General features: G+C 65.5%; 22 protein-coding genes. 16 read left to right on the top strand and 6 right to left on the bottom strand.

From position 1 onward, the window contains the following. Position 1: 1 nt before the first annotated feature. Together parC and P0Y43_RS24545 are read left to right on the top strand one after the other, a co-directional pair. Positions 2 to 2,260 carry a DNA topoisomerase IV subunit A gene (gene parC / locus P0Y43_RS24550; protein WP_275639840.1) on the top strand — a complete coding sequence of 753 codons (2,259 nt, stop codon included), beginning with the start codon at positions 2 to 4 and terminating at the stop codon, positions 2,258 to 2,260. A 173-nt stretch (positions 2,261 to 2,433) separates the two neighbouring features. After that, positions 2,434 to 3,144, top strand: coding sequence for a PqiC family protein (locus P0Y43_RS24545; RefSeq protein ID WP_275639839.1), 711 nt, complete (start codon positions 2,434 to 2,436; stop codon positions 3,142 to 3,144). 166 nt (positions 3,145 to 3,310) lie between these two features. Here P0Y43_RS24545 and P0Y43_RS24540 read toward each other — a convergent pair whose 3' ends face one another. After that, positions 3,311 to 4,768 carry a histidine kinase gene (locus tag P0Y43_RS24540; RefSeq protein ID WP_275639838.1) on the bottom strand — a complete coding sequence of 486 codons (1,458 nt, stop codon included), beginning with the start codon at positions 4,766 to 4,768 and terminating at the stop codon, positions 3,311 to 3,313. Between the two features lie 135 nt (positions 4,769 to 4,903). Here P0Y43_RS24540 and serB point away from each other — a divergent pair, with 135 nt between their 5' ends. Continuing rightward, positions 4,904 to 6,118 carry a phosphoserine phosphatase SerB gene (gene serB, locus P0Y43_RS24535; protein ID WP_275639837.1) on the top strand — a complete coding sequence of 405 codons (1,215 nt, stop codon included), beginning with the start codon at positions 4,904 to 4,906 and terminating at the stop codon, positions 6,116 to 6,118. 192 nt (positions 6,119 to 6,310) lie between these two features. Here the strand turns inward: serB and asd are convergent, their stop codons facing one another. Genes asd through P0Y43_RS24520 form a run of 3 tightly spaced genes read right to left on the bottom strand, consistent with a single transcriptional unit; the run spans position 6,311 to position 9,578 of the window. Then, the gene (asd, locus tag P0Y43_RS24530) at positions 6,311 to 7,180 is read right to left on the bottom strand and encodes an archaetidylserine decarboxylase (RefSeq protein ID WP_275639836.1); all 870 of its coding nucleotides are present in this window, start codon (positions 7,178 to 7,180) and stop codon (positions 6,311 to 6,313) included. 9 nt (positions 7,181 to 7,189) lie between these two features. Further along, positions 7,190 to 7,999 (bottom strand): rhodanese-like domain-containing protein, encoded by an 810-nt coding sequence (locus P0Y43_RS24525; RefSeq protein ID WP_275639835.1) that lies wholly within the window; start codon positions 7,997 to 7,999, stop codon positions 7,190 to 7,192. Positions 8,000 to 8,042: 43 nt separating this feature from the next. Continuing rightward, positions 8,043 to 9,578, bottom strand: coding sequence for an HDOD domain-containing protein (locus tag P0Y43_RS24520; RefSeq protein WP_275639834.1), 1,536 nt, complete (start codon positions 9,576 to 9,578; stop codon positions 8,043 to 8,045). A gap of 130 nt (positions 9,579 to 9,708) precedes the next feature. Here P0Y43_RS24520 and motA point away from each other — a divergent pair, with 130 nt between their 5' ends. Further along, entirely contained in the window at positions 9,709 to 10,560 is an 852-nt protein-coding gene (gene motA, locus P0Y43_RS24515) for a flagellar motor stator protein MotA (protein WP_275639833.1), read from the top strand. A 3-nt stretch (positions 10,561 to 10,563) separates the two neighbouring features. Further along, a complete protein-coding gene (gene motB / locus P0Y43_RS24510; RefSeq protein ID WP_275639832.1) occupies positions 10,564 to 11,583 on the top strand; it encodes a flagellar motor protein MotB in 1,020 nt (339 codons plus the stop codon). Positions 11,584 to 11,659: 76 nt separating this feature from the next. Here motB and rsgA read toward each other — a convergent pair whose 3' ends face one another. Then, positions 11,660 to 12,691 (bottom strand): small ribosomal subunit biogenesis GTPase RsgA, encoded by a 1,032-nt coding sequence (gene rsgA, locus P0Y43_RS24505; RefSeq protein ID WP_275639831.1) that lies wholly within the window; start codon positions 12,689 to 12,691, stop codon positions 11,660 to 11,662. A 92-nt stretch (positions 12,692 to 12,783) separates the two neighbouring features. Here rsgA and orn point away from each other — a divergent pair, with 92 nt between their 5' ends. Both orn and P0Y43_RS24495 read left to right on the top strand, forming a co-directional pair. Continuing rightward, the gene (orn, locus tag P0Y43_RS24500; RefSeq protein ID WP_275639830.1) at positions 12,784 to 13,326 is read left to right on the top strand and encodes an oligoribonuclease; all 543 of its coding nucleotides are present in this window, start codon (positions 12,784 to 12,786) and stop codon (positions 13,324 to 13,326) included. An 83-nt stretch (positions 13,327 to 13,409) separates the two neighbouring features. Continuing rightward, positions 13,410 to 14,021, top strand: coding sequence for a trimeric intracellular cation channel family protein (locus tag P0Y43_RS24495; RefSeq protein ID WP_186555608.1), 612 nt, complete (start codon positions 13,410 to 13,412; stop codon positions 14,019 to 14,021). Positions 14,022 to 14,054: 33 nt separating this feature from the next. Here P0Y43_RS24495 and queG read toward each other — a convergent pair whose 3' ends face one another. After that, positions 14,055 to 15,122 (bottom strand): tRNA epoxyqueuosine(34) reductase QueG, encoded by a 1,068-nt coding sequence (gene queG / locus P0Y43_RS24490; RefSeq protein WP_275639829.1) that lies wholly within the window; start codon positions 15,120 to 15,122, stop codon positions 14,055 to 14,057. A 65-nt stretch (positions 15,123 to 15,187) separates the two neighbouring features. Between queG and P0Y43_RS24485 the strand changes: the two genes are divergently transcribed. From P0Y43_RS24485 to hflC, 9 genes are all read left to right on the top strand, one after another. Further along, positions 15,188 to 16,048 carry an NAD(P)H-hydrate dehydratase gene (locus P0Y43_RS24485; RefSeq protein ID WP_275639828.1) on the top strand — a complete coding sequence of 287 codons (861 nt, stop codon included), beginning with the start codon at positions 15,188 to 15,190 and terminating at the stop codon, positions 16,046 to 16,048. Continuing rightward, positions 16,045 to 16,509 (top strand): tRNA (adenosine(37)-N6)-threonylcarbamoyltransferase complex ATPase subunit type 1 TsaE, encoded by a 465-nt coding sequence (gene tsaE, locus P0Y43_RS24480; protein ID WP_430540285.1) that lies wholly within the window; start codon positions 16,045 to 16,047, stop codon positions 16,507 to 16,509. The genes P0Y43_RS24485 and tsaE overlap by 4 nt, the downstream gene beginning before the upstream one ends. Further along, positions 16,510 to 17,949: an N-acetylmuramoyl-L-alanine amidase gene (locus P0Y43_RS24475; RefSeq protein ID WP_430540278.1), complete on the top strand. Its 1,440-nt coding sequence runs from the start codon at positions 16,510 to 16,512 to the stop codon at positions 17,947 to 17,949. Continuing rightward, the gene (mutL, locus tag P0Y43_RS24470) at positions 17,946 to 19,847 is read left to right on the top strand and encodes a DNA mismatch repair endonuclease MutL (RefSeq protein ID WP_275639825.1); all 1,902 of its coding nucleotides are present in this window, start codon (positions 17,946 to 17,948) and stop codon (positions 19,845 to 19,847) included. Before P0Y43_RS24475 ends, mutL begins: the two co-directional genes overlap by 4 nt. Before the next feature lies 1 nt (position 19,848). After that, positions 19,849 to 20,820, top strand: coding sequence for a tRNA (adenosine(37)-N6)-dimethylallyltransferase MiaA (gene miaA, locus P0Y43_RS24465; RefSeq protein ID WP_275640220.1), 972 nt, complete (start codon positions 19,849 to 19,851; stop codon positions 20,818 to 20,820). Positions 20,821 to 20,914: 94 nt separating this feature from the next. Continuing rightward, positions 20,915 to 21,172, top strand: a complete 258-nt coding sequence (gene hfq / locus P0Y43_RS24460; protein WP_275639824.1) for an RNA chaperone Hfq — start codon at positions 20,915 to 20,917, stop codon at positions 21,170 to 21,172. A gap of 14 nt (positions 21,173 to 21,186) precedes the next feature. Continuing rightward, on the top strand, positions 21,187 to 22,488 hold the full coding sequence (gene hflX / locus P0Y43_RS24455; protein WP_275639823.1) for a ribosome rescue GTPase HflX: 1,302 nt from the start codon (positions 21,187 to 21,189) through the stop codon (positions 22,486 to 22,488). Positions 22,489 to 22,584: 96 nt separating this feature from the next. After that, a complete protein-coding gene (hflK, locus tag P0Y43_RS24450; protein WP_275639822.1) occupies positions 22,585 to 23,766 on the top strand; it encodes an FtsH protease activity modulator HflK in 1,182 nt (393 codons plus the stop codon). Next, the gene (gene hflC / locus P0Y43_RS24445) at positions 23,766 to 24,635 is read left to right on the top strand and encodes a protease modulator HflC (RefSeq protein WP_275639821.1); all 870 of its coding nucleotides are present in this window, start codon (positions 23,766 to 23,768) and stop codon (positions 24,633 to 24,635) included. Before hflK ends, hflC begins: the two co-directional genes overlap by 1 nt. Positions 24,636 to 24,888: the final 253 nt, after the last annotated feature.

Below are 24,888 nucleotides of genomic sequence, written 5' to 3'. Positions count from 1 at the left end.
CATGAGCGACTCACTGGAACTCAGTCTCGACGGCGTCGAACGCCGCTCCCTGGCTGACTTCACCGAACAGGCCTACCTCAACTACTCCATGTACGTGATCATGGACCGTGCGCTGCCGCACATCGGCGACGGCCTGAAACCGGTGCAGCGGCGCATCGTCTACGCCATGAGCGAGTTGGGGCTGGACGCCGATGCCAAGCACAAGAAGTCGGCGCGTACCGTCGGCGACGTGCTCGGCAAGTTCCACCCCCATGGCGATTCGGCCTGCTACGAGGCCATGGTGCTGATGGCCCAGCCGTTCAGCTACCGCTACACGCTGGTCGACGGCCAGGGCAACTGGGGTGCGCCGGACGATCCGAAGTCGTTCGCCGCCATGCGTTACACCGAGGCGCGCCTGTCGCGCTACTCCGAGGTGCTGCTCAGCGAGCTGGGCCAGGGCACCGTCGACTGGGTGCCGAATTTCGACGGCACCCTGCAGGAGCCGCAGGTGCTGCCGGCGCGCCTGCCGAACATCCTGCTCAACGGCACCACCGGGATCGCCGTGGGCATGGCCACCGACGTGCCGCCGCACAACCTGCGTGAAGTCGCCAGCGCCTGTGTGCGCCTGCTCGACGAGCCAAAGGCGACCCTCGAACAACTGTGCGAGCACATCCAGGGCCCGGATTACCCCACCGAGGCGGAGATCGTCACCCCGCGCAGCGAGATCCTGAAGATCTACGAAAGCGGCAAGGGCTCGATCCGCATGCGCGCGGTATACCGCGTCGAGGACGGCGATATCGTCGTCACCGCGCTGCCGCACCAGGTCTCCGGGGCCAAGGTGCTGGAGCAGATCGCCGCGCAGATGCAGGCCAAGAAATTGCCGATGGTCGCCGACCTGCGTGACGAATCGGACCACGAGAACCCCTGCCGCATCGTCATCATTCCGCGTTCGAACCGCGTCGACGCCGCCGAGCTGATGCAGCACTTGTTCGCCACCACCGACCTGGAGAGCACCTACCGGGTCAACGTCAACATCATCGGCCTCGACGGTCGCCCGCAGCTCAAGAATCTGCGCGCGCTGCTGCTGGAGTGGCTGGAGTACCGCATCGGCACCGTGCGTCGCCGCCTGCAATTCCGCCTGGACAAGGTCGAGAAGCGCCTGCACCTGTTGGAAGGCTTGCTCACCGCGTTCCTCAACCTGGATGAAGTGATCCACATCATCCGCACCGAGGACCAGCCCAAGCAGGCGCTGATCGCCCGCTTCGAACTCAGCGAGATCCAGGCCGACTACATCCTCGAGACCCGCCTGCGCCAGCTGGCACGTCTGGAGGAGATGAAGATCCGTGGCGAGCAGGACGAGCTGCTCAAGGAACAGAAGCAACTGCTGGCCCTGCTGGGCAGCGACAGCAAGCTGCGCAAGCTGGTGCGCAGCGAGCTGATCAAGGATGCCGAGACCTATGGCGACGACCGTCGTTCGCCGATCGTCGAGCGCGCCGAGGCCAAGGCCCTGTCGGAAAACGAGCTGATGCCGACCGAGCCGGTCACCGTGGTGCTCTCGGAAAAAGGCTGGGTGCGTTGCGCCAAGGGCCACGACATCGATGCCACGGGCCTCTCGTACAAGGCCGGTGATGGTTTCAAGGCCGCTGCCGCCGGGCGGTCCAACCAATTCGCGGTGCTCATCGACTCGACCGGGCGCAGCTACTCGCTCGCCGCCCACAGTTTGCCGTCGGCCCGTGGCCAGGGCGAACCGCTGACCGGCCGCCTGACGCCGCCACCGGGGGCGACCTTCGAATGCGTGCTGCTGCCTGACGACGATGCGCTGTACGTGGTGGCCTCCGACGCCGGCTACGGTTTCGTGGTCAAGGGCGAGGACCTGCAGGCCAAGAACAAGGCTGGCAAGGGCCTGCTCAGCCTGCCCAACGGCGCCAAGGTGATGACCCCGCGACCGGTGGTCGATCGCGAGCAGGACTGGTTGGCGGCGGTGACCACCGAGGGGCGCCTGCTGGTGTTCAAGGTCGCCGACCTGCCGCAGTTGGGCAAGGGCAAGGGCAACAAGATCATCGGCGTGCCGGGCGACCGGGTGGCCAGTCGGGAAGAATTTGTCACAGATCTTGCAGTGATTGGCGAGGGCTCCACCCTTGTATTGCAAGCTGGCAAGCGTACCCTGTCACTCAAGCCGGACGACCTGGAGCACTACAAGGGCGAAAGGGGTCGTCGTGGTAGCAAATTGCCACGCGGTTTCCAGCGAGTGGATGGCATGCTCGTGGAGCGGTCGGAATAATCTGGTCATCCGTCTGGAACGGCGTTTTCAGCGTCGTTCGAGGCGGAAATGCTGGAGTCCGAGGGCTATTTCGCGGATGATAGTGCCCTTGCGGGCGCGGCGTGGCCGTTGCCTGTGGGAATCCACATGAGTATCACTGCGGTTGCCGAGTGGCGGCCGCTTGGATGGAATGAATGAAATTTCTGCGCCTTCCATTTGCGCTGCTGATGACGGGCTTGCTGGGTTTGAGCGGGTGCAGCATGCACCAGCCGGTCGCCCTGTACCAGCTCGACAGCGGCGACCCCGGCCAGCCTACGCAAGCCGCGGGCATGGCGGTGGTGCTCGGCCCGGTATCGGTGGCCGACTACCTGCAACGTGAAACCTTCCTGCAACGCCAGACCGATGGCAGCCTGACTGCGGCGACCGACGGTCGCTGGGCCGGCAGCCTTTCGTCGGATATCGACCAGTTGCTGGTTCGCCAACTGGCCTGGCGCCTGGACAGCCAGCGCGTGGTGCTGGCCCCTGCGAGCACTGGCTTCACCCCGGATGTCCAGGTGCTGCTGTCGATCACCCGCCTGGACTCGGGCAGCAACCAGCCGGCGATCCTTGATGCCCAGTGGCGGGTGCTCGACCGCCGTGGTCATGTACGCGATAACCGCATCGTTCACCTCGAACAGCAGCATGCCGGTACTGAGGCCTCGCAGGTGCAGGCGCAGGGGCAGTTGTTGCAGAAGCTTGCCGAGCAGTTGAGCGCGACGGTCAAGCCGTTGGCCAACCAGCCGGCCATCGCCGAGGAGGCGCCGAAGAAACCCGCAGCGCCGGTGCAGGTGAAGAAGGAGCCGGAGAAGTCGAAGATCCCGATGGCTTCGCCGATTCGCACGGATATGGAAGTCTATCGGTTCTGATAGATGACACCAGGCATAAAAAAGCCCGCAGTGATGCGGGCTTTTTTATGCCTGGGCGGCGCTGCCCTCTTTAGGAGCGGGCTTGCCCCGCGATAGGGCCAGTAAGGTCTGACTGGGCCGCCCTATCGCGGGACAGGCCCGTTCCTAGAGGGGAAGGGCGCCATTCTCAGGCGCGGCGCTCGTGCATCCGCGCCAGCTGGCGCTCCAGCATCGACGGGTAGGGCTCCATCAGGCGCTCGACGCAGCAGGCACCCTCGGGGCTGGCGATCGGGCGGATGCGCGCGCGCTGGCGGATCAGCGCGTCATCGCTGACCTTGCGCTCGACCAGCAACAGGTTGCGACTGTGCTGCGATAGCGCCAGGGCGTCCTGGGCGTTCTCGGTCATCAGCAGGTCGACTTGGTCCAGGCCCTGGAGGTCGTCGCCCAGGGTCAGGCCCAATTGCAGTTGCAGGGTGATGCCGCTGTCGGCCACCTCGATCTGCAAGGCATGGCCCAGGGCGCGCAGCAGCTCGCCGCAGCAGATGGCGTTGGTCAGGTAGTCCTCGCCGCTGTCGCGACTATGGAACAGCAGCAGGGTGCTGCCGTCGTTGAGGGTGTGCACTTCGCCTTCATACAGCGAGGCAGCCTGGTCCAGGCAGTCGCGGTAGCGCTCGAGCAGCTCGGTCAGGCGCGTGCGCGGCAGGCGACGCAGTTGCTCCTGGGAGCCCAGCTGAACCGCCAGCACGGCGCTGGTCTGCGGCTCATTGGAGGCCGTGGCGGTGGGGCGGGCGGGGCTTTCGTCCTCGTCGATCAGGCCAGCGAAAGCCTCGTCGTCCTCGTCATCCTGGGCCACCACGGGCTTGGCCCGCGGCGCAGCCCTGGCGGGGGCCTCGGCTTCGTGCAGGTCGGCGAAGTCGTCCTCGTCGTCGTCTTCCTCGGGCTCCGGCGGTGGCGGCGGGGCGAGGCGCGCGTGCAACTGGCGGGCCAGGTCGCCGATCTCGTCCTGGCGCTCGATGGCAGGGGTGTACGGGTGCGGGTCGCGCAGCCACACGCGCAATTGCAGCAGCGGCGTGGAGATGAAGCGGCCCAGGCGCAGGCTCAGGGTGAGGGCCAGGGCCAGCAGGATGGCGGCCAGGATGCCCATGCTCTGCAGGCTGATCAGCATCGGCTGCTGGAACTGGCTCATGTCCAGGCTGATGCGCAACTGGCCGGCGGTGACGTCCTGGAAGGTGATCTTGGTCTGGTACAGGCCCTCGGCTTCGCCCAGCAAGCTGTTCTTCGGGCGCTGGCCGGCTTCGGCGAGGATGCGGTTGTCCACGCTGTAGATCGCCGCGTGGGCCACCAATGGGTTCTTCACCAGGTTGCCGAGCAGCACGTTGAGGCTGAGGATGTCGTTGGACACCAGCAGCTCGGTCGCCGAGGTGGCGGTCTGGGTGGTCAGGCTCTGGCCGACGGCATCCGCCTGCTCGTGCATCGCCTGCTTGAACTGCAGGCCCATCACGCAGGCGTATATCACCAGGGCCATGGCCACCAGGAAGATGTTGTGGCTGGCGATGCGCAATGCCAGGGGCACGCGTCGCTGACGCAGGGCTCGGAAGATCATCAGAAAGAAATTGTCGGTTTTGACAGGCGTGGGCCGGTTCACAGAGCGCGGCTCTTCATGGCGATAAATTGCTGCGCAGTATAGCGACCCGTGTTTTGTCGGCAAAGTATTGCCAGCGCCCGATGGTCATGGAAAATCGGTAGAATGCGCATTTTTCATCGAGTTGGAGCCCCGGTCTTGCGCGAAATCGTCCTGATCAACATCACTGGTGAAGACCGTCCCGGTCTTACCGCGGCCATCACCGGCGTCCTGCTCCAGGGCGGTGTGAGCATCCTCGACATTGGCCTGGCGGTGATGCACGGCACCCTGTCGTTCGGCATCCTGGTCGACATCCCTGACAACGAGGTGGCCACCCAACTGCTGCAAAGCGTGCAGGCCAGGGCCCACGAGCTGAACCTGCAGGCCCGCTACACGCCGGTCTCCGAGGCGGACTACCAGCACTGGGTCGACAGCCAGGGCGAGAACCGCCATATCGTGACCCTGCTCAGCCGCAAGGTCACCCCGGAGCAGTTGCAGCGAGTCAGCGCGGTCATCAGCCAGTACGGCCTGACCATCGAGCGCATCGAGCGTTTGTCCGCGCGCGTGGCGCTGGACGCCCTGACCGAGAAAGGCCGTGCCTGCCTGGAAATTTCCGTGCGTGGCGAGCCGAGCGACGCCCAGGCCCTGCGTGCGGATTTCTTCGCACTGTCGGCCGAGCTGGCCATCGACATCGCTTTCCAGCAGGACGACCTGTTCCGTCGCAATCGCCGCCTGGCGGTGTTCGACATGGACTCGACGCTGATCGAGGCCGAGGTCATCGACGAATTGGCCAAGGCCGCCGGTGTGGGTGAGCAGGTGTCGGCAATCACCGAGCGCGCCATGCGTGGCGAGCTGGATTTCCGCGCCAGCTTCAAGGAGCGCATGGCGCTGCTCAAGGGTCTTGATGTCAGTGTGCTCGACGAGATCGGCGCCTCGCTGCGCCTGACCGAAGGCGCCGAGAACCTGTTCGCCGAACTCAAGCGCCTGGGCTACAAGACCGCGATCCTTTCCGGTGGTTTCACCTACTTCGCCAAGCAGGTGCAGGCGCGTCTGGGGATCGACTACGTGTTCGCCAACGAGCTGGAAGTGGTGGACGGCAAGGTCACGGGCGTTGCGGTCGAGCCGATCGTCGATGCCCAGCGCAAGGCGCAATTGCTCCAGGAGCTGGCGCACAAGGAAGGCTTGCAACTGGAGCAGACGATTGCCGTGGGCGATGGTGCCAACGACCTGCCGATGTTGTCGCTGGCCGGGCTGGGCGTGGCGTTCCGGGCCAAGCCGCTGGTGCGTCAGTCGGCCAAGCAGGCGATTTCGACCCTGGGGCTGGATGGGGTGCTGTATTTGCTGGGCTGGCGTGACCGCGACGCGCGTGGCTGAGGCCAGGTAAGCCATTGGTGTGATGGTGGGTTTACCGGCTTCATCGCGGGGCAAGCCCGCTCAGATTTCGCGCCGTCGTCAAGAGCGGCGCTGGGTCTCTAGGCGCGGGCTCGCCCAGCGTGCGGTGTTGAGTCCGCCATGAAAAAGGCCCTGCCTGAGATGATCAGGCAGGGCCTTTTCGTTGCGTCGGGGTCAGCCCTGGGTCGGCAGTGCCAACTGCTCGCCCATGCGCACCGCCGAGCCCGCGCCAAGGCTTTCGGCCCACTTCACTTGCTCCGGCCCGAACAGCACGATGGCGGTCGAGCCCAGCTTGAAGCGGCCCAGCTCGGCGCCTTTGTCCAGGTGGATCGGCGCACGGCTGGCTTCGTCGTAGCGGAAGGTCTTCAGCTCGCGCTTCGGTGGGGTGACCAGGCCGGCCCAGACGGTCTCGATCGAGGCGACGATCATCGCCCCCACCAGCACCACGGCCATCGGCCCGCGCTCGGTGTCGAACAGGCACACCACCCGCTCGTTGCGGGCGAACAGCTCAGGGACGTTCTCGGCGGTGGTCTGGTTCACCGAGAACAGCCGGCCTGGCACGTAGACCATCTCGCGCAGGGTGCCGGCCAGCGGCATGTGCACGCGGTGGTAATCCTTCGGCGACAGGTAGATGGTGGCGAACTCGCCGCCCATGAACGGCGCGGCCAGCGCCGGGTCGCCGCCGAGCAACTCCTGGGCGCTGAAGCTGTGGCCCTTGGCCTGGAAGATGCGACCGTGCTCGATCGGGCCAAGCTGGCTGACCGCACCGTCGGCTGGGCAGAGGATCGCCCCCGGGGTTTCGTCCAGCGGGCGGGCGCCGGGTTTCAGGGCGCGGGTGAAGAAGGCGTTGAAGTGCTCGTAGGCGGTGAGGTCTTCGACCAGTGCCTCGGCCATGTTCACCTGGTAGCGCTTGGCGAACCAGGCGGTGAAGGCGTTCTTGAACCAGCGCGCACGGCACTCGGCGACGCAGCCGGCCAGCCGCGACAGCAGGTGGTGCGGCAGCAGGTACTGGCTGATGATGAACAAGCGGGATTTCATTGGCATTCCTTGAATTCAGACTTCTACAGGCGTGTCCGGGTGGTTGCCCCATTCGCTCCAGGAACCGGCGTAGGCCTTGATCCGTGGGTAGCCAAGGGCCTTGGCCACCAGGTAGGTGAAACCGGAGCGGCGGTGGGTCTGGCAGTGGGTGATCACTTCCTTGTCTGGCGTGATGCCCATGTTTTCGAGCGCCTGCGCGATATCTTTGCGGATGCGCAGGTGGTCGTTGAGGTCCATGCCCGCCGTCCACTCGAAGTTGATCGCACCGGGGATGTGCCCACCTTTGGCGGCCAAGACCTTCTCACCACTGAATTCCTGCGGGCCGCGCGCGTCCCAGATGACCAGGTCATCGGCGCCCAGGCGGCTTTGCAGGTACTCGCGGGTGGCGGTCGGCTCGCTGTGCAGGCGCAGGCGGACTTGGGTGTTGGCGGGTGACGGCACCTCGGCGCAGAGCTTGTTGGCGGGCCATGCCTGGATGCCGCCATTGAGGTAGTGGTAGCCCTTGTGGCCAATCACGTCGAGCAGCCAGATGAAGCGGCCGGCCCATCCACCGCCTTCATCGTCGTAGACCACGTAGACGGCGTCGTCGCGGTGGCCGAGTTCGCTGAACAGCTTCTCCAGGTCTCCCAGTGCCGGCAGCAGGCCGGGCGCTGGCGGCTGACCGAGTTGGGTGCGCTTACCTTCGACAAAGCGAGCGCCGGGTATATGCCCGCTGACGTAGCGGTTGGCGCTGCTCAGGTCGACCAGGATCAGCGCTGGCGAATCCAGGCGCGGCAGCAGGTCCTCGGCTTCGATCACAAGGGGCAGGCCGGAAAAGTCAGTCATCCACGTTCTCCAGGGCGGAAAGAGGCCGATTGTAGCGCATGCCTCAGGCGTTGCGGTTGGCGAAGGTGGCCAGTGCGCGCTCGATGCATTGGGCAGTCTTGCCAAAGGCCTGCACGCTGACATCGGCCAGCGGCCTGCCGCCTTGGTCGGCGATGGCCAGCATCAGCACCTGGTCGCCCACGGCCAGCGAGCGCAGCAACAGGTGTTCACCGGGGAACAGTGCGCGCAGCGGTGCTGGTAACAGGGTGGCGAACTGGGCGTGGTTGTCTGGGGTCAGGCGTAGTTGCCCGGTTTTGCTCATCAGGCGTTGCAGCAGCTTGTTCTGCGCCAGTGGCAGCACCAGGGCGGCGGCCTCGCGCGGCACGCCGCTGGCCTGCTGCACCCGCAGGCAGTCCTGGGGCCTGTCGAACATCAGCAGCAGGATGCGCGTCAGGCCGCAGGCCTGCAGGGCCAGGCGCGCCTGGGTGGCCAGGTGCACGGCGTTGCTGAACGGGCTGGGCTGGGCCAGCAAGTCGCCGCACAGCGTACGCCAGCGCTCCAGGTCATGGGGTGGCGGCGGCGGTGGGGTGAGCATGTCCGGGTGCGGGCGGCGCTGGTGCCAAGGCCAGATCAGGGCCTCGGCCGGGTGGAACAGCGCATGCCGGGCATGGTGGCGGGCGCTGGCCGCGGCCTGTTGGTGGACCTGCTGCTGCACGTCATCCAACGAGGTTTGCAGGTACAGCGCGGTCAGCAACTGCCAGCGCAGCAGGTGCGGGTTGTCCCAGCCGACCTGGGCCGACAGGGCCAGGCCGTTGGCCAGCAGCACGGTGTTGGCCGGCTGGTTGAACCAGCGCCGCAGCGCCGGGGTGTCGTCCAGCAGGTGCTGTTGGGTGAAGCCGTCCGGTTCGCGGGCGATGGCGAGGATCTGCGCCAGTTGCTCGCGCTCCTCCAGCAGCAGGCGGTAGCCCTGGGTCACCCACTCTGGCAGGCGCCAGTGCTCGGCCACCGCCTGGCACAGTTGCATGATGCGCACGCCGAACAGCTCATGCTCGACCTGCGCCGCTTCCTCGCCCTTGTGGATAACCCGCAGCTCCCAGGCGTCGAGCAGCTTGGGGTAGGCCAGGGCCATGGCCCACAGCGGCGAGAGGAACAGCAGGCTGCCCCAGTGGATTTCCTGCCACAGCCGCGCCAGGCGGCTGGCGAACAGGCCGTTGGCCTGCTGGGTGGCGTGCTGGCTGATCAGCAGGAACTGGCGCAGCACCGGCGGGATGTCGTCACCGGCGATGGCCGGCAGGCGTGTCAGCAACTGGGCGATGCGGGTCATGCCCAGGCGGTTGAGGGCGATCTCCAGGCTTTCGGCAGGTTCGGCCTGGCTGGCGTTGGCCGGGTGGTTGGCCTCGCGCATCACGCACAACACCAGGGCCGGGCTATCCTGCATCAGTTCGGCGATGTCACGCAGTGAGCGGCGGTTGTCGTTCAGTGCCGCCATCACGCGGTCGTAGCTTTCTTTCGGCACCGGTACGCGGACACCGTCGAGCAGCTTCACCCAGGCATCGAGAGAGGTCGGAATCTGGGCTGGCACCTTGGTTTCGATTGGCATTTTGACATCGGTCCAAACTGGCTTTTCGCTTTGAGTGGCTATAGTCTGGCGCAGTTCTGCCGATAAGTAGAAGAAGAGTTTAAAAGCTTCCGCCCCTGACCCTGACCACGACAGTAAGTGCTTCCAACTTATGGCTAAAATTATCGGCATCATCGTCGTATTCGCGAGCGTGCTCGGCGGGTATGTGCTTTCCCACGGCAAGATCGCGGCCCTGATCCAACCGTTCGAAGTGCTGATCATCGGCGGGGCCGCCTTTGGTGCATTCCTTCAGGCCAACCCTGGTTACATGACGATGCATGTAATCAAGAAGTCGCTGAAGATGTTCGGCACCCGTTTCACCCACACCTTCTACCTGGAGGTGCTCGGGCTGATCTACGAGATTCTCAACAAGAGTCGTCGCGAAGGCATGATGGCCATCGAGGGCGACATCGAAGACCCCGCGGCCAGCCCGATCTTCGCCAAGTACCCTGCGGTGATGGGCGATGCGCGCATGACCGCGTTCGTCTGCGACTACCTGCGCATCATGTCCACCGGCAACATGGCGCCGCACGAGCTCGAAGGCCTGTTCGACATGGAGCTGCTGAGCCTAAAGGAAGACCTCGAGCACCCGTCCCACTCGGTGACCAGCGTCGCCGATGCCATGCCTGGCTTCGGTATCGTTGCGGCGGTACTGGGTATCGTGGTGACCATGGCCTCGCTCGGCGATGGCGACCAGAAGTCCATCGGCCTGCACGTGGGCGCGGCGCTGGTCGGTACCTTCTTCGGTATTCTCGCCGCCTACGGCTTCTTCGGCCCGTTGGCCAACTGTCTGCGTCACGATGCCAAGGAAGAGCTGAACGTCTACGAGGCGATCAAGGCTTCCCTGGTGGCTTCGGCCTCCGGCATGCCGCCGTCGTTGGCCGTGGAGTTCGGGCGCAAGGTGCTGTACCCGGCGCACCGCCCAAGCTTCGCCGAACTGGAACAAGCGGTTCGCGGTCGCTAAGCCATGGAGAACAATCAGCCCATCATCGTCAAGCGCGTCAAGCGCTATGGCGACGGCCACCACGGCGGCTCCTGGAAGATCGCCTTTGCCGACTTCGCCACGGCGATGATGGCGTTCTTCCTGGTGCTGTGGTTGCTGTCCACCGCCACGCCCGAGCAGAAGATCGCCATTGCCGGCTACTTCAAGGACCCGATCGGTTTCTCCGAGAGCGGCACGCCCTACGTCATCGACCTGGGTGGCTCGCCGCAGCTGGCGCCGGAAAAGACCATCAACCCTGAGCAGAAGTCCGAGCCGACCCCCGATACCAGCATCCAGATGGACAAGGATCGGATCGAGAGCATGGCCGAGCAGGTCGAGCAAGAGCGCCTCAACCTGCTGCTGCAGGAATTGCAGAACAAGGTCGAGGCGAACCCGCAACTGCAGAAGTTCAAGGACCAGATCCTGTTCGAGATCACCCAGGACGGCCTGCGCATCCAGATCATGGATGCCGAGAACCGGCCGATGTTCGACCTGGGCAGCGCGCGCTTGAAGCCGTACTTCGAGGACATCCTGCTGGCGATGGCCGACACCATCAAGGCGGTGCCGAACAAGATCAGCGTCAGCGGCCACACCGACGCCAAGCCGTATGCCGGCAGCGGCGACTACGGCAACTGGGAGCTGTCGGCCAACCGTGCCAACGCCGCGCGTCGCGCGCTGGTCGCCGGTGGCTACCCGGACGGCCAGGTGGCGCGAGTGGTGGGGTATGCATCGTCGTCGCTGTTCGACCGCGAGAACCCGTTCAACCCGGTGAACCGCCGTATCGACATCATCGTCCTGACCAAGAAGGCCCAGCGCGACATCGAAGGCGAGCAGGGTGCACCGCAAGACCCGGCCAACCCGACACCGCCGGCCGATGCCACGCCGGGCGCCTCCTCGGCGGCGCCCGCCGACGGCTCGGCGCCAATGCAGCCGCGTGAGCTGCGCCAGAAGCTGAACATCTTCGAGGATGGCGTGTTGAAGATGGACGAGACCAAGGAAAACTAAACCCGCTCGCAGCAACGCACGTTCACCTTGCAGGCGCGGGACAAGCCCGCTCCTACAGGGGCGTGGCGCCTGCGGGTCAGTAGGTGTCCTGGGTCAGGCTCGCCACGATCGAGCGGTAGCTGTGCATCCGCTGCGCCGACACCCGCCCTTCCTCTAGCGCCTTGAGCAGCGCGCACCCCGGTTCGCGGTCATGCTTGCAATCGCGGAAACGGCAGCCGCCGAGCAGGTCGCGGAATTCGATGAACCCCGCCTCGACGTCGTCACGGCTGACATGCGCCAGGCCAAACTCGCGGATGCCCGGCGAGTCGATCAGGTCGCCGCCATTGGGGAAGTGATAGAGCCGCGCGGTGGTGGTGGTATGGGTGCCTTGGCCCGACCACTCGGAGAGGTCGCCGACACGGGTCTGCGCATCCGGCAGCAGGCTGTTGACCAGCGACGACTTGCCCACCCCGGATTGCCCCACGAACACACTGATGTGCCCATCCAGCGTCTGTTGCAGGCGTTGCATGCCATCGCCCTGGTGCGCGGACACCTCCAGCAACGGATAGCCGAGGTCACGGTACACCGCCAGCAGCGCGTTGAGCGTCGGCGCGTTGTCGTCGTTGATCAGGTCGGCCTTGTTCAGCAGCAGCAACGGGCGGATGCCGGCGTGCTCGGCGGCCACCAGGTAGCGGTCGATGAGGTTGGCCTGGGGCTCCGGCGCCGGGGCGAAGACGATCACGATCAGGTCGACGTTGGCCGCCACCGGCTTGAGCTGGCCGTGGTTGTTCGGCCGGCACAGCTCGGCGCTGCGCGGCATCTGCGCGACGATCACGCCATTGCCCTGGTTGCCGGCGCGCCACACCACGCGGTCACCGGTGACCAGGGCCGGCAGGTTGGCGCGCAGGTGGCAACGGAACACCTGGCCGGCGGCTTCGCCGTCCTGGGCCTCGACCTCGACGGTGACGCCGAAGTGGGCGATCACCAGGCCCAACTGCTCGGGGCCCAGGTCGCCGCCTTCCAGCTCCTGCAGGGCGTGCTGCTCACGTTTGGCGGCGCGGGCGGCGCGTTCGCCTTGGATCTTTTCGATGCGCCAGTTCTGGCGGCGGTTGAGCTGGCGTTTGGCCATGAAGGTTCCGTGTTGGCGGTGCAAAAGAAAACGGCAGGCAGTTTAGCATGCTCCACTAGGCTAATATGGCGGCCTATTCGAGGAGCCTATTCATGCTGAACCCACAGAACCTGATCTGGATCGATCTGGAGATGACCGGCCTGGACCCGGACAACGACGTCATCATCGAGATGGCCACCATCGTCACCGACAGCGAGCTGAACACCCTGGCCGAAGGCCCGGTGATCGCCATCCACCACAGCGATGCCGTGCTGGCGCGCATGGACGAGTGGAACACCCGCACCCACGGCGCTTCGGGCCTGACCCAGCGCGTGCGCGAAAGCCGTGTGGGCATGGCCGAGGCCGAGGCCCAGACGCTGGCGTTTCTCGAACAATGGGTGCCCAAGGGCAAGTCGCCCATCTGCGGCAACAGCATCTGCCAGGACCGCCGCTTCCTGTACCGCCACATGCCGGCGCTGGAAGGCTATTTCCACTACCGCAACCTCGATGTCTCGACCCTGAAGGAACTGGCCGCGCGCTGGGCGCCGCAGGTGCGTGACAGCTTCAAGAAGGGCAGCACCCACCTGGCGCTGGACGACATCCGCGAATCCATCGCCGAGCTGCGCCACTATCGCGAGCACTTCATCAAGGTGTGATGCGCCAGGGCGCCGCGGCGCCCTCTTCTGGTGCCCCGCTTGACTGGGTAGACTGCGCGCCTTTTCCCGCACGGACCTGCGCCATGTTGTTGATGCTCTACCTCATCGCCATTACCGCCGAAGCCATGACCGGCGCGTTGTCCGCCGGGCGGCGCGGCATGGACTGGTTCGGCGTGGTGCTGATCGCCTGCGTCACTGCCCTGGGCGGCGGCTCGGTGCGCGACGTGCTGCTCGGGCATTACCCGCTGACGTGGGTCAAGCACCCGGAGTACCTGGTGCTGACCAGCTTCGCCGCGCTGCTGACGATCTTCATCGCACCCTTGATGCGCCATCTGCGCTCGCTGTTTCTGGTGCTCGACGCCCTGGGCCTGGTGGCGTTCACCCTGATCGGCTGCATGACCGCGCTGGAGATGGGCCAGGGCATGCTGGTGGCGTCGATCAGCGGGGTGATCACCGGGGTGTTCGGCGGCATCCTGCGGGACATCTTCTGCAACGACATCCCCCTGGTGTTCCGCCGCGAGCTGTATGCCAGCGTGTCGTTCGCCGCCGCGTGGTTCTACCTGGGCTGCGTGCACTTCCAGGTGCCGGCCGAGCAGGCGATGTTGCTGACGTTGTTCGGCGGGTTCCTGGTGCGCTTGCTGGCGATCCGGTTTCATTGGGAAATGCCCAAGTTTCATTACAACGACCAGCAGTGAGCGCTGTGCGCCCACCCTTTGGGGCGCATGGTGTCAGGCTTTGCCGGCGTGCTGTGCCAACGCCCATTCCACATGCTCGCGCACCAGCGCCGACGGGTGCTCGCGCCGCGCCCGCAGCGCCTCCAGCACCGGTATTGTCGACGGCGCGTTGCCCAGCCCCACCGCCAGGTTGCGCAGCCAGCGCTCGTAGCCGGCGCGGCGCAGCGGCGAGCCTTCGGTGTGGGCCAGGAAGGTCTTCTCGTCCCACAGGAACAAGGTCGCCAGTTCCGCGTTGTCCAGGCCATGGCGTGGCTTGAAGTCGTTCTCGCCGGTGGGGCGGGCGAAGCGGTTCCATGGGCAGACGATCTGGCAGTCGTCGCAGCCGAACACTCGGTTGCCGATCAGTGGGCGCAGTTCCACCGGAATGGCCTGCTTGAGCTCGATGGTCAGGTAGGAGATGCAGCGCCGTGCATCCAGGGTGTAGGGCGCGACGAAGGCCTTGGTCGGGCACATGTCCAGGCACGCCTGGCAGCGACCGCAGTGCTCGGTGCCCTGGGCGCCATCCACCGGCAGCGGCACGTCGACGAACAGCTCGGCGAGGAAGAAATAGCTGCCGGCCTTGCGGTTCAGCAGCAGGGTGTTCTTGCCGATCCAGCCCAGCCCCGCCTGCTCGGCGAGGGCCTTTTCCAGCACCGGGGCGCTGTCGACGAAGGCGCGGTAGCCGAACGGGCCGATCGCCTCCTGGATGCGGTCGGCCAGGTGCTGCACGCGCTTGCGCACCAGCTTGTGGTAGTCGCGGCCCAAGGCGTAGCGCGAGATGTAGGCTTTCTCTGGCTGGGCCAGGCGTTGGGCCATCAGCGTGTCGCCGGGCAGGTAGTCCATGCGCAGCGACACCACCCGCAAGGTGCCGGGGATCAGTTCGGCGGGGCGCGAGCGTTTCGTGCCGTGGGCGGCCAGGTAATCCATCTCGCCCTGGTAGCCGGCATCGAGCCAGCGTTGCAGGTGCTGTTCGTGTTCGCCAAGGTCGATGCCGGCGATGCCTACGTGGGCAAAACCGAGTTCGCGGCCCCAATCCTTGATCGATTGGGCCAGGGTGGCGAGGTCAGGGGTGCAGGCGGACATGGATGGACAAGGCAATACGGGCTCAGGTGCGTATAATTCTGCCAGACATCGGAGCCTTTGACCCCATGCCTCGGACCAAACACCCCGACAACATGCCGCAACCGCTCAGCGCACTGACCGTCGCGCACCTGCCCGCACGCCTCGTGGACGCCCACAAGGGTGACTTCGGCCATGTGCTGGTGGTCGGTGGCGACCTGGGCACCGGCGGCGCCGTGTTGCTCAGTGCCGAGGCGGCGTTGCGCTGCGGTGCCGGCCTGGTCAGCGTGGCGACCCGGCCCGAGCATGTCGCGGCAAGCCTTGCGCGGTTGCCGGAGGTCATGTGCCTGGGGGCGAACTCGGCCAATCAGTTGACCGACGCACTGGCACGCGCCTCGGTGCTGGTGGTGGGGCCCGGCCTGGGCCAGGCGGCCTGGGGCCGCAGCCTGCTGTCGGCGGTGGCCAATGCGCCCTTGCCGCAAGTGTGGGACGCCGACGCCCTGAACCTGCTGGCCCGCGCGCCATTGACGTTGCCCAGCGGCAGCATCCTGACGCCGCACCCGGGCGAGGCCGCGCGCTTGCTCGGGGTGTCGACCGAGGCGGTGCAGGCCGACCGCGTCGGGGCGGCGCGCAAGCTTGCACGGCGGCACGACAGCGTCTGCGTGCTCAAGGGCGCGGGCACCCTGGTGGCCGCGCCCAGCGGGGAGCTGGCGCTGTGCGAACGTGGGCACCCGGCGATGGCGGGCGCTGGGCTTGGCGATGTGCTGGCCGGTGTGCTGGCAGCGCTGCTGGCCCAGGGCCTCGGCGCCTGGCAAGCGGGCTGCCTGGGCGTCTGGTTGCATGCCTGCGCCGGCGAGCGGCTCGGGGTGAAAGGTAGAGGGCTGGCGGCCAGTGACCTGGCGCCGGTCATACGTGAGTTGTTGGAGGAACATTCAGCGTGTCAGGCATAACCTTTTTTCTGGCCGATGAGCCAGCCACCGTCGCCTTTGGCGCGCGCCTGGCCGAGGTGACCGGTGGCCACGGCGTGATCTTTCTCGAAGGCGACCTGGGGGCCGGCAAGACCACCCTGTCGCGCGGTCTGATTCGCGGGCTGGGCCACACTGGCCCGGTGAAAAGCCCTACATTTACCGTGGTAGAACCCTACGAAATCGGCGAAGTGCGGGCCTACCACTTCGACCTGTATCGCCTGGTCGACCCGGAAGAGCTGGAGTTCATGGGTATACGCGACTACTTCGAAGGCGACCCTCTATGCCTGTTCGAGTGGCCGCAGAAAGGCGCGGGCGTTTTGCCAAAGCCCGACCTGACCATTACCATAAGCCCCCAAGCGGGCGGCCGCTCGCTGAACCTGTCGCCGCAGGGGGCTCGCGGCGAAGCCTGGTGCGCCAATCTGGCGGCCGAATACAAACAGTAAGTGGGGAAAGGTATGCGCATACGCGCACTGGTCGCCGTCGTTGGGCTGCTGCTGACCGCGGTGACCGTTGACGCTCTGGCCGTCACACAAGTCAAGAGCATGCGCCTGTGGCGCGCACCGGACAACACGCGGTTGGTGTTCGACCTGTCCGGCCCGGTGCAGCACAGTGTCTTCACCCTCAGCGCGCCGGATCGCCTGGTCATCGACATCAACGGCGCGACCCTGGCCGCGCCGTTGAACGTCTCCACCTCGAACACTCCGATCACCAGCGTGCGTTCGGCTCAGCGCACGCCCAGCGACCTGCGCGTGGTGGTCGACCTGAACAAGGCCGTCACTCCCAAGAGCTTCACCCTGGCGCCGAATGCCCAGTACGGCAACCGCCTGGTGGTCGACCTGTACGACCAGGAGGCCGATGCCGTCGCCGCCAGCAACCCGACCCCGCCGCCGGCGCAGGTGCCACCCACGCCGCCCGCGGTCCCAGTGACGCCGGCGCAACCGGCGATCAAGCTGCCACCGGTGCCCAATGGCAAGCGTGACATCGTCGTCGCCATCGACGCTGGCCACGGCGGTGAAGACCCGGGTGCCTCCGGCTCGCGCGGGCAGCACGAGAAGGACATCGTGCTCGAGATCGCCCGCGAGCTGCAGCGCCAGATCAACACCGAGAAGGGGTACCGCGCCGAGTTGACCCGTACCGGCGACTACTTCATTCCGTTGCGCAAACGCACCGAGATCGCCCGCAAGAAGGGGGCCGACCTGTTCATCTCGATCCATGCCGACGCCGCGCCGTCCAAGGCCGCCTTCGGCGCCTCGGTGTTCGCCCTGTCCGACCGTGGCGCCACGTCCGAGACTGCGCGCTGGCTGGCCGACAGCGAAAACCGCTCCGACCTGATCGGCGGCGCCGGCAACGTCAGCCTCGACGACAAGGACCGCATGCTCGCCGGGGTGCTGCTCGACCTGTCGATGACCGCCACCCTCAGTTCGAGCCTGAACGTGGGGCAGAAGGTGCTCGGCAACATGGGGCGCATCACCTCGCTGCACAAGCAGCGTGTGGAGCAGGCTGGCTTCATGGTGCTGAAGTCGCCGGATATTCCATCGATTCTCGTGGAAACCGGGTTCATCTCCAACGCCAATGAAGCTGCCAAACTGGCCACCAAGGGCCACCAGCAGGCCCTAGCGCGTTCGATCCACACCGGCGTGCGCCAGTTCTTCCAGCAGAACCCGCCACCGGGCACCTACATCGCCTGGCTGCGCGACACCGGCAAGATCGCCCAGGGCCCGCGCGAGCACACCGTGCGCCCGGGCGAAACCCTGGCGATGATCGCCGTGCGCTACCAGGTCAGCGTCGCCAGCGTGCGCAATGCCAACAGTCTCAAGAGTGACGAGCTGAAGGTCGGCCAGCACCTGGACATCCCCAGCACCACCCTGGCGTCGCAGCAATGAGCGGCGGTTCGCGGATCCAGTTGCTCAGCCCTCGGCTGGCCAACCAGATCGCCGCGGGCGAGGTGGTCGAGCGCCCGGCTTCGGTGGCCAAGGAACTGTTGGAGAACAGCCTCGATTCCGGCGCCAAGCGCATCGATGTGGAAGTCGAGCAGGGCGGGGTCAAGCTGCTGCGGGTGCGGGATGACGGCGGCGGCATCGCCGCCGACGACCTGCCGCTGGCCCTGGCGCGTCATGCCACCAGCAAGATTCGCGAGCTGGAAGACCTCGAAGGTGTGCTGAGCCTGGGCTTTCGTGGCGAGGCCCTGGCCTCGATCAGCTCGGTGGCGCGCCTGACCCTCACCTCGCGCACCGCCTCAGCCTCCGAGGCCTGGCAAGTGGAGACCGAAGGCCGCGACATGACCCCCCGGGTGCAGCCGGCCGCCCACCCGGTCGGCACCTCGGTCGAGGTGCGCGACCTGTTCTTCAACACTCCGGCCCGGCGCAAGTTCCTCAAGGCCGAGAAGACCGAATTCGACCACCTCCAGGAAGTGATCCGGCGCCTGGCGCTGGCGCGTTTCGACGTGGGCTTCCACCTGCGGCACAACGGCAAGAGCATTCTCAGCCTGCACGAGGCGCCGGACGAAATGGCTCGCGCACGGCGGGTCGGCGCGATCTGCGGGCCGGGCTTCCTGGAGCAGGCGCTGCCCATCGATGTCGAGCGCAACGGCCTGCGCCTGTGGGGGTGGGTCGGTCTGCCGACCTTTTCGCGCAGCCAGGCCGATTTGCAGTACTTCTTCGTCAATGGCCGCGCGGTGCGCGACAAGCTGGTTGCCCACGCGGTGCGCCAGGCCTACCGCGACGTGCTGTTCAATGGCCGGCACCCGACCTTCGTGCTGTTCCTGGAACTCGAGCCCAACGGCGTTGACGTCAACGTCCACCCGACCAAGCACGAGGTGCGCTTCCGCGAAGGGCGCATGGTCCACGACTTCCTCTACGGCACCCTGCACCGCGCCCTGGCCGATGTCCGCCCGGAAGACCAACTGGCCGCTCCCGCCGCTGCCACCGAAATCGTCCGCCCCAGCGGCCAGCAGGCCGGCGAGTTCGGCCCCCAGGGCGAGATGCGCCTGGCCACGCCGGTGCTCGAACAGCCCCAGGCCGAACAGCGTGGGGCGTTTTCCTCCAGTGGCGCTGGTGCCGGCTACCAATACCAATACACCCCGCGGCCGTCGCAACCGGTGCCGGCGGCCGAGGCCCAGGCGGTATACCGAGAGTTCTTCGCGCCGCTGAACAACGGTACGGCGGCGCCCGCGCCGCTGCCGGAAAGCCAGGGCGACATTCCGCCGCTGGGTTACGCGCTGGCGCAGCTCAAGGGCATCTATATCCTGGCCGAGAACGCTGTGGGCTTGGTGCTGGTGGACATGCACGCGGCCCACGAGCGGATCATGTACGAGCGGCTCAAGGTGGCGATGGCCAGTGAGGGCTTGAGCGGTCAGCCGCTGCTGGTGCCCGAGTCGCTGGCGCTGAGCCAGCGCGAGGCGGATTGTGCCGAGGAGCACGCCCAATGGTTCCAGCGCCTGGGCTTCGAACTCCAGCGGCTGGGCCCGGAAACCCTGGCCATCCGGCAGATCCCGGCGCTGCTCAAACAGGCCGAGGCCAATCGCCTGGTGCAGGATGTGCTCGCCGACCTGATGGAATACGGCACCAGCGACCGCATCCAGGCGCACCTCAACGAATTGCTCGGCACCATGGCCTGCCACGGCGCGGTGCGCGCCAACCGGCGCCTGGCCATCCCCGAGATGAACGCACTGCTGCGTGACATGGAAAACACCGAGCGCAGCGGCCAGTGCAACCACGGCCGTCCGACCTGGACCCAGATGGGCCTGGATGACCTGGACAAACTCTTCCTGCGCGGTCGATGAAATGAGCGGCAAGCCCCCAGCGATATTTCTCATGGGCCCGACGGCGGCCGGCAAGACCGACCTGGCCATCGAGCTGACCCGGGTGCTGCCGTGCGAGTTGGTCAGCGTCGATTCGGCGCTGGTCTACCGCGGCATGGACATCGGCTCCGCCAAACCCTCCAAGGCAGTGTTGGCGGCGCACCCGCACCGGCTGATCGACATCCTGGATCCGGCCGAGAGCTATTCCGCGGCGCAGTTCTGCACTGACGCCCTGGCGGCGATGGCCGAGATCAGCGCGCGTGGCAACATCCCGTTGCTGGTCGGCGGCACCATGCTGTATTACAAGGCATTGCTCGATGGCCTGGCCGATATGCCGGCGGCCGACCCTGTGGTGCGCGCCGAGCTGGAGGCCCAGGCCCGCGCACTGGGGTTGGGCGAATTGCATCGGCAGTTGGCCGAGGTCGACCCGGAGTCGGCCGCGCGCATCCACCCCAACGATCCGCAGCGGCTGATCCGCGCCCTGGAGGTCTACCGGGTGAGTGGTGAAAGCATGACCGCGCACCGCCAGCGTCAATTCACGGAAAGTCACGGTTCAGGCGCAGGCGCAAGCGGACATTTCCCCTATACTGTGGCCAGTTTGGCGATTGCGCCTACAGATCGTCACATTTTGCACGAGCGAATTGCGCTACGATTCTCGCAAATGCTGGAACAGGGCTTCGTTGACGAGGTCCGAGGGTTGCGAGCCAGAAGTGACTTGCATGCGGGGCTGCCGTCTATACGGGCAGTGGGGTATCGACAGGTCTGGGATCATCTGGACGGCAAGTTGAGCGCCGAGCAGATGCGTGAGCGCGGTATCATTGCCACACGCCAATTGGCGAAACGGCAATTCACCTGGTTGCGCGGCTGGCCCGACGTACACTGGCTGGACAGCCTGGCCTGCGACAATCTGTCCCGCACCTTGAAATACCTGGGCGCCGTCTCCATATTGAGCTGAGTCCCTGCATTTGCCGTCTATTCTTGCGATTGGGCGGCTGAATCTATCGATTTTTACTGTTTTTCTACTATTTATCCTTACAGGAGTGCGGCATATGTCAAAAGGGCATTCGCTACAAGACCCTTACTTGAACACCTTGAGAAAAGAGAAGGTTCCGGTTTCCATCTACCTGGTTAACGGGATCAAGTTGCAGGGCCAGATCGAATCCTTCGACCAGTTCGTCGTGCTGCTGAAGAACACTGTCAGCCAGATGGTCTACAAGCACGCTATTTCGACTGTTGTTCCTGCCCGTCCGGTTCGCCTGCAAATGTCCGATTCCGATCACGGCGACAGCGAGCCAGGCAACGCCTGAGTTAGGAGCCTGCATTGTTCTTTGAGCGCCACGGTGGTGGTGAACGGGCGTTGCTCGTTCACTTGGAAGGTCAGAACCCTGAGGCGCGCGAAGACCCGCAGGAGTTTCAGGAGCTGGCACTGTCGGCCGGAGCGGACATCGTCTACCTGGCCACAGTGGCACGGCACCAGCCTACGGCCAAGTTCCTTATCGGCAGCGGCAAGGTCGAGGAGCTGCGTGACCTGGTCAAGGCTGAAGAAGCCGACCTGGTGATCTTCAATCACACCCTCACCCCCAGTCAGGAACGTAACCTCGAGCGTGTCTTCGAGTGTCGCGTGCTTGACCGCACCGGTTTGATCCTCGACATCTTCGCCCAGCGGGCGCGTACCCATGAAGGCAAGCTGCAGGTCGAGCTGGCCCAGCTCGAACACATGAGCACGCGACTCGTGCGCGGCTGGACCCACCTTGAGCGGCAGAAAGGCGGTATCGGCCTGCGCGGCCCGGGTGAAACCCAGTTGGAAACCGACCGCCGCCTGCTGCGGGTGCGCCTGCGCCAGATCAAGGCACGCCTGGAAAAGGTGCGCAGCCAGCGCGAGCAGGCGCGTCGGGGGCGCAAGCGCGCCGACATCCCGTCGGTCTCGCTGGTGGGCTATACCAACGCCGGCAAGTCCACCCTGTTCAACGCCCTGACCCAGTCCGACGTCTACGCTGCTGACCAGTTGTTCGCCACCCTCGACCCGACCTTGCGCCGGCTCGAACTGAGCGACCTCGGGCCGATCGTGCTGGCCGACACCGTGGGTTTCATTCGTCACCTGCCACACAAGCTGGTCGAGGCGTTTCGCGCTACGCTCGAAGAGTCGAGCAACTCCGACCTGCTGCTGCATGTGATCGACGCCCATGAGCCGGAGCGCATGGAGCAGATCGAGCAAGTGTTGGCGGTACTGGGCGAGATCGGTGCCGAAGGCTTGCCGATCCTCGAGGTCTATAACAAACTCGACCTGCTCGAAGATGTCGAGCCGCAGATCCAGCGCGATGCCGATGGCAAGCCGCAGCGGGTCTGGGTATCGGCGCGTGATGGACGTGGTCTGGAGCTGGTCGGCCAGGCGATTGCCGAGTTGCTGGGGGATGACCTGTTTGTCGGAACCTTGCGCCTTGAACAGCGATTTGCCCGCCTGCGCGCGCAATTCTTTGCGCTCGGCGCAGTGCAAGGCGAAGCGCACGATGAAGAGGGTTGCAGCCTCTTGAGCCTGCGTCTGCCCCAGGTCGAACTGAATCGCCTGGTCAGTCGTGAAGGCCTTGAGCCGCACGTGTTCATTGAGCAACACACTTTGCAATAAATGCCCAGCGAGGTCGCCGGGCGACTATGACAGGCATTCTGTAGCATTGGACGGCGCGCCGTGGGCGCGTCTTTGCTTTATCAGATGGAGAGCGCTATGGCTTGGAATGAGCCGGGTGGCAACTCGAACAATCAGGATCCCTGGGGCGGCCGCCGCGGTGGCGGTGGTGGTGGCGACAAGAAAGGTCCACCGGATCTCGACGAGGCCTTCCGCAAGCTGCAGGACAGCCTGAACGGCATGTTCGGCAGTGGCAAGAAACGCGGTGGCAGTGGTGACCGCAACATCGGCAAGGGCGGTGGCTATGGCCTGCTGGGCATTGGCCTGGCCGTGCTCGCGGCTATCTGGCTGTACAGCGCCGTGTACGTCGTCGACGAGCAGGAGCAGGCCGTGGTGCTGCGCTTCGGCAAGTACTACGAGACCGTCGGCCCCGGCCTGAACATCTACTTCCCGCCGATCGACCGCAAGTACATGGAAAACGTCACGCGCGAGCGTGCTTATACCAAGCAGGGCCAGATGCTCACCGAGGACGAGAACATCGTCGAGGTGCCGCTGACCGTGCAGTACAAGATCAGCAACCTGCAGGATTTCATCCTCAACGTCGACCAGCCGGAAGTCAGCCTGCAGCATGCCACCGACAGCGCCCTGCGCCACGTCGTGGGTTCCACCTCGATGGACCAGGTGCTGACCGAGGGCCGTGAGCAGATGGCCGTGGATATCCGCGAACGCCTGCAGCGCTTCCTCGACACCTACCGCACGGGTATCACCGTCACCCAGGTCAACGTGCAGAGCGCGGCAGCCCCGCGTGAAGTGCAGGAAGCCTTCGACGACGTGATCCGTGCCCGTGAAGACGAGCAGCGTGCGCGCAACCAGGCCGAGTCCTACGCCAATGGCGTGGTGCCCGAAGCCCGTGGCCAGGCCCAGCGCATCATCGAGGACGCCAATGGCTACCGTGATGAAGTGATCGCCCGCGCCAAGGGTGAGGCCGACCGCTTCACCAAACTGGTTGCCGAGTACCGCAAGGCCCCTGACGTCACCCGTCAGCGCCTGTACCTGGAGACCATGCAAGAGGTGTACAGCAACACCAGCAAGGTCATGGTGGCCACCAAGGACGGGCAGAACAACCTGCTCTACCTGCCACTGGACAAGATGGTCGAAGGCAGCCGCAACAGCGCAGCGTCGGTCAGCAGTGTGTCGCCGTCGGTCAATGACGCTGCCGCGCGTGCCGTGCAGGACCTGCAACAGCAACAACAGCCGCTGCGTTCTAGGGAGAGCCGCTGATGAGCAATAAATCGCTGATCGCCCTGATCGCCGCCGTGGTGCTGGCCGTCGTGGCCTGGAACTGCTTCTACATCGTGTCCCAGACCGAGCGCGCGGTATTGCTGCAATTCGGCCGTGTGGTCCAGGCGGATGTCCAGCCGGGCTTGCATGTGAAGGTCCCGTACGTCAACCAGGTGCGCAAGTTCGACGCTCGCCTGATGACCCTGGACGCCCCGACCCAGCGCTTCCTGACCCTGGAAAAGAAAGCGGTGATGGTCGATGCCTACGCCAAGTGGCGGGTCAAAGATGCCGAGCGCTTCTACACCGCGACCTCGGGCATGAAGCAGATCGCCGACGAGCGCTTGTCGCGTCGTCTGGAAAGCGGCCTGCGTGACCAGTTCGGTAAACGCACCCTGCACGAGGTGGTCTCCGGTGAACGTGACGCGCTGATGGCCGACATCACCGCTTCGCTGAACCGCATGGCCAGCAACGAGCTGGGCATCGAGGTCATCGATGTGCGCGTCAAGGCCATTGACCTGCCGAAGGAAGTCAACCGCAGCGTGTTCGACCGCATGAGCACCGAGCGTGAGCGTGAGGCCCGCGAGCACCGCGCCAAGGGTAACGAGCTGGCCGAGGGTATCCGCGCCGATGCCGACCGCCAGCGCCGTGTACTGTTGGCCGAAGCTTACCGAGAAGCCGAGGAAACCCGCGGTGATGGCGACGCCCAGGCGGCCTCCATCTACGCCAAGGCCTATGGCCAGGACGCGGACTTCTTCACGTTCTACCGCAGCCTGTTGGCGTACCGCGAGAGCTTCTCCAGCAAGAGCGACGTGCTGGTCCTGGATCCGAAGAACGAGTTCTTCCGCTTCCTGGACAAGAGCAAGCCGTAACCGGACCACCCCGCCGGGCAGCTAAAATGCCCGGCGGGGTGCATCCCGGACGAAAACGGGTGTATGATGAGTCAGCCGGGAAATTCCCGGCTTTTTTGCGTCTGCAAGGTTCATTGGCCACGACGCAGTGTAATTCGAGGGTGTTGGCACGGCGGTGGCGCTGGGATCAGTGCTGCCTGCTGTTGTGCGCCAATGCCTGCTTCACAGACGGCTCGCCCGCAGGCAGGCCGCCCGGACCTAAGGGGAAATGGCG

The sequence above is a fragment of the Pseudomonas entomophila genome, from assembly GCF_029193575.1.
Lineage (GTDB): Bacteria > Pseudomonadota > Gammaproteobacteria > Pseudomonadales > Pseudomonadaceae > Aquipseudomonas > Aquipseudomonas entomophila_G.
The sequence above is the reverse complement of the archived record's forward strand: the minus strand, read 5'-3'. Positions and strand labels throughout refer to the sequence as shown.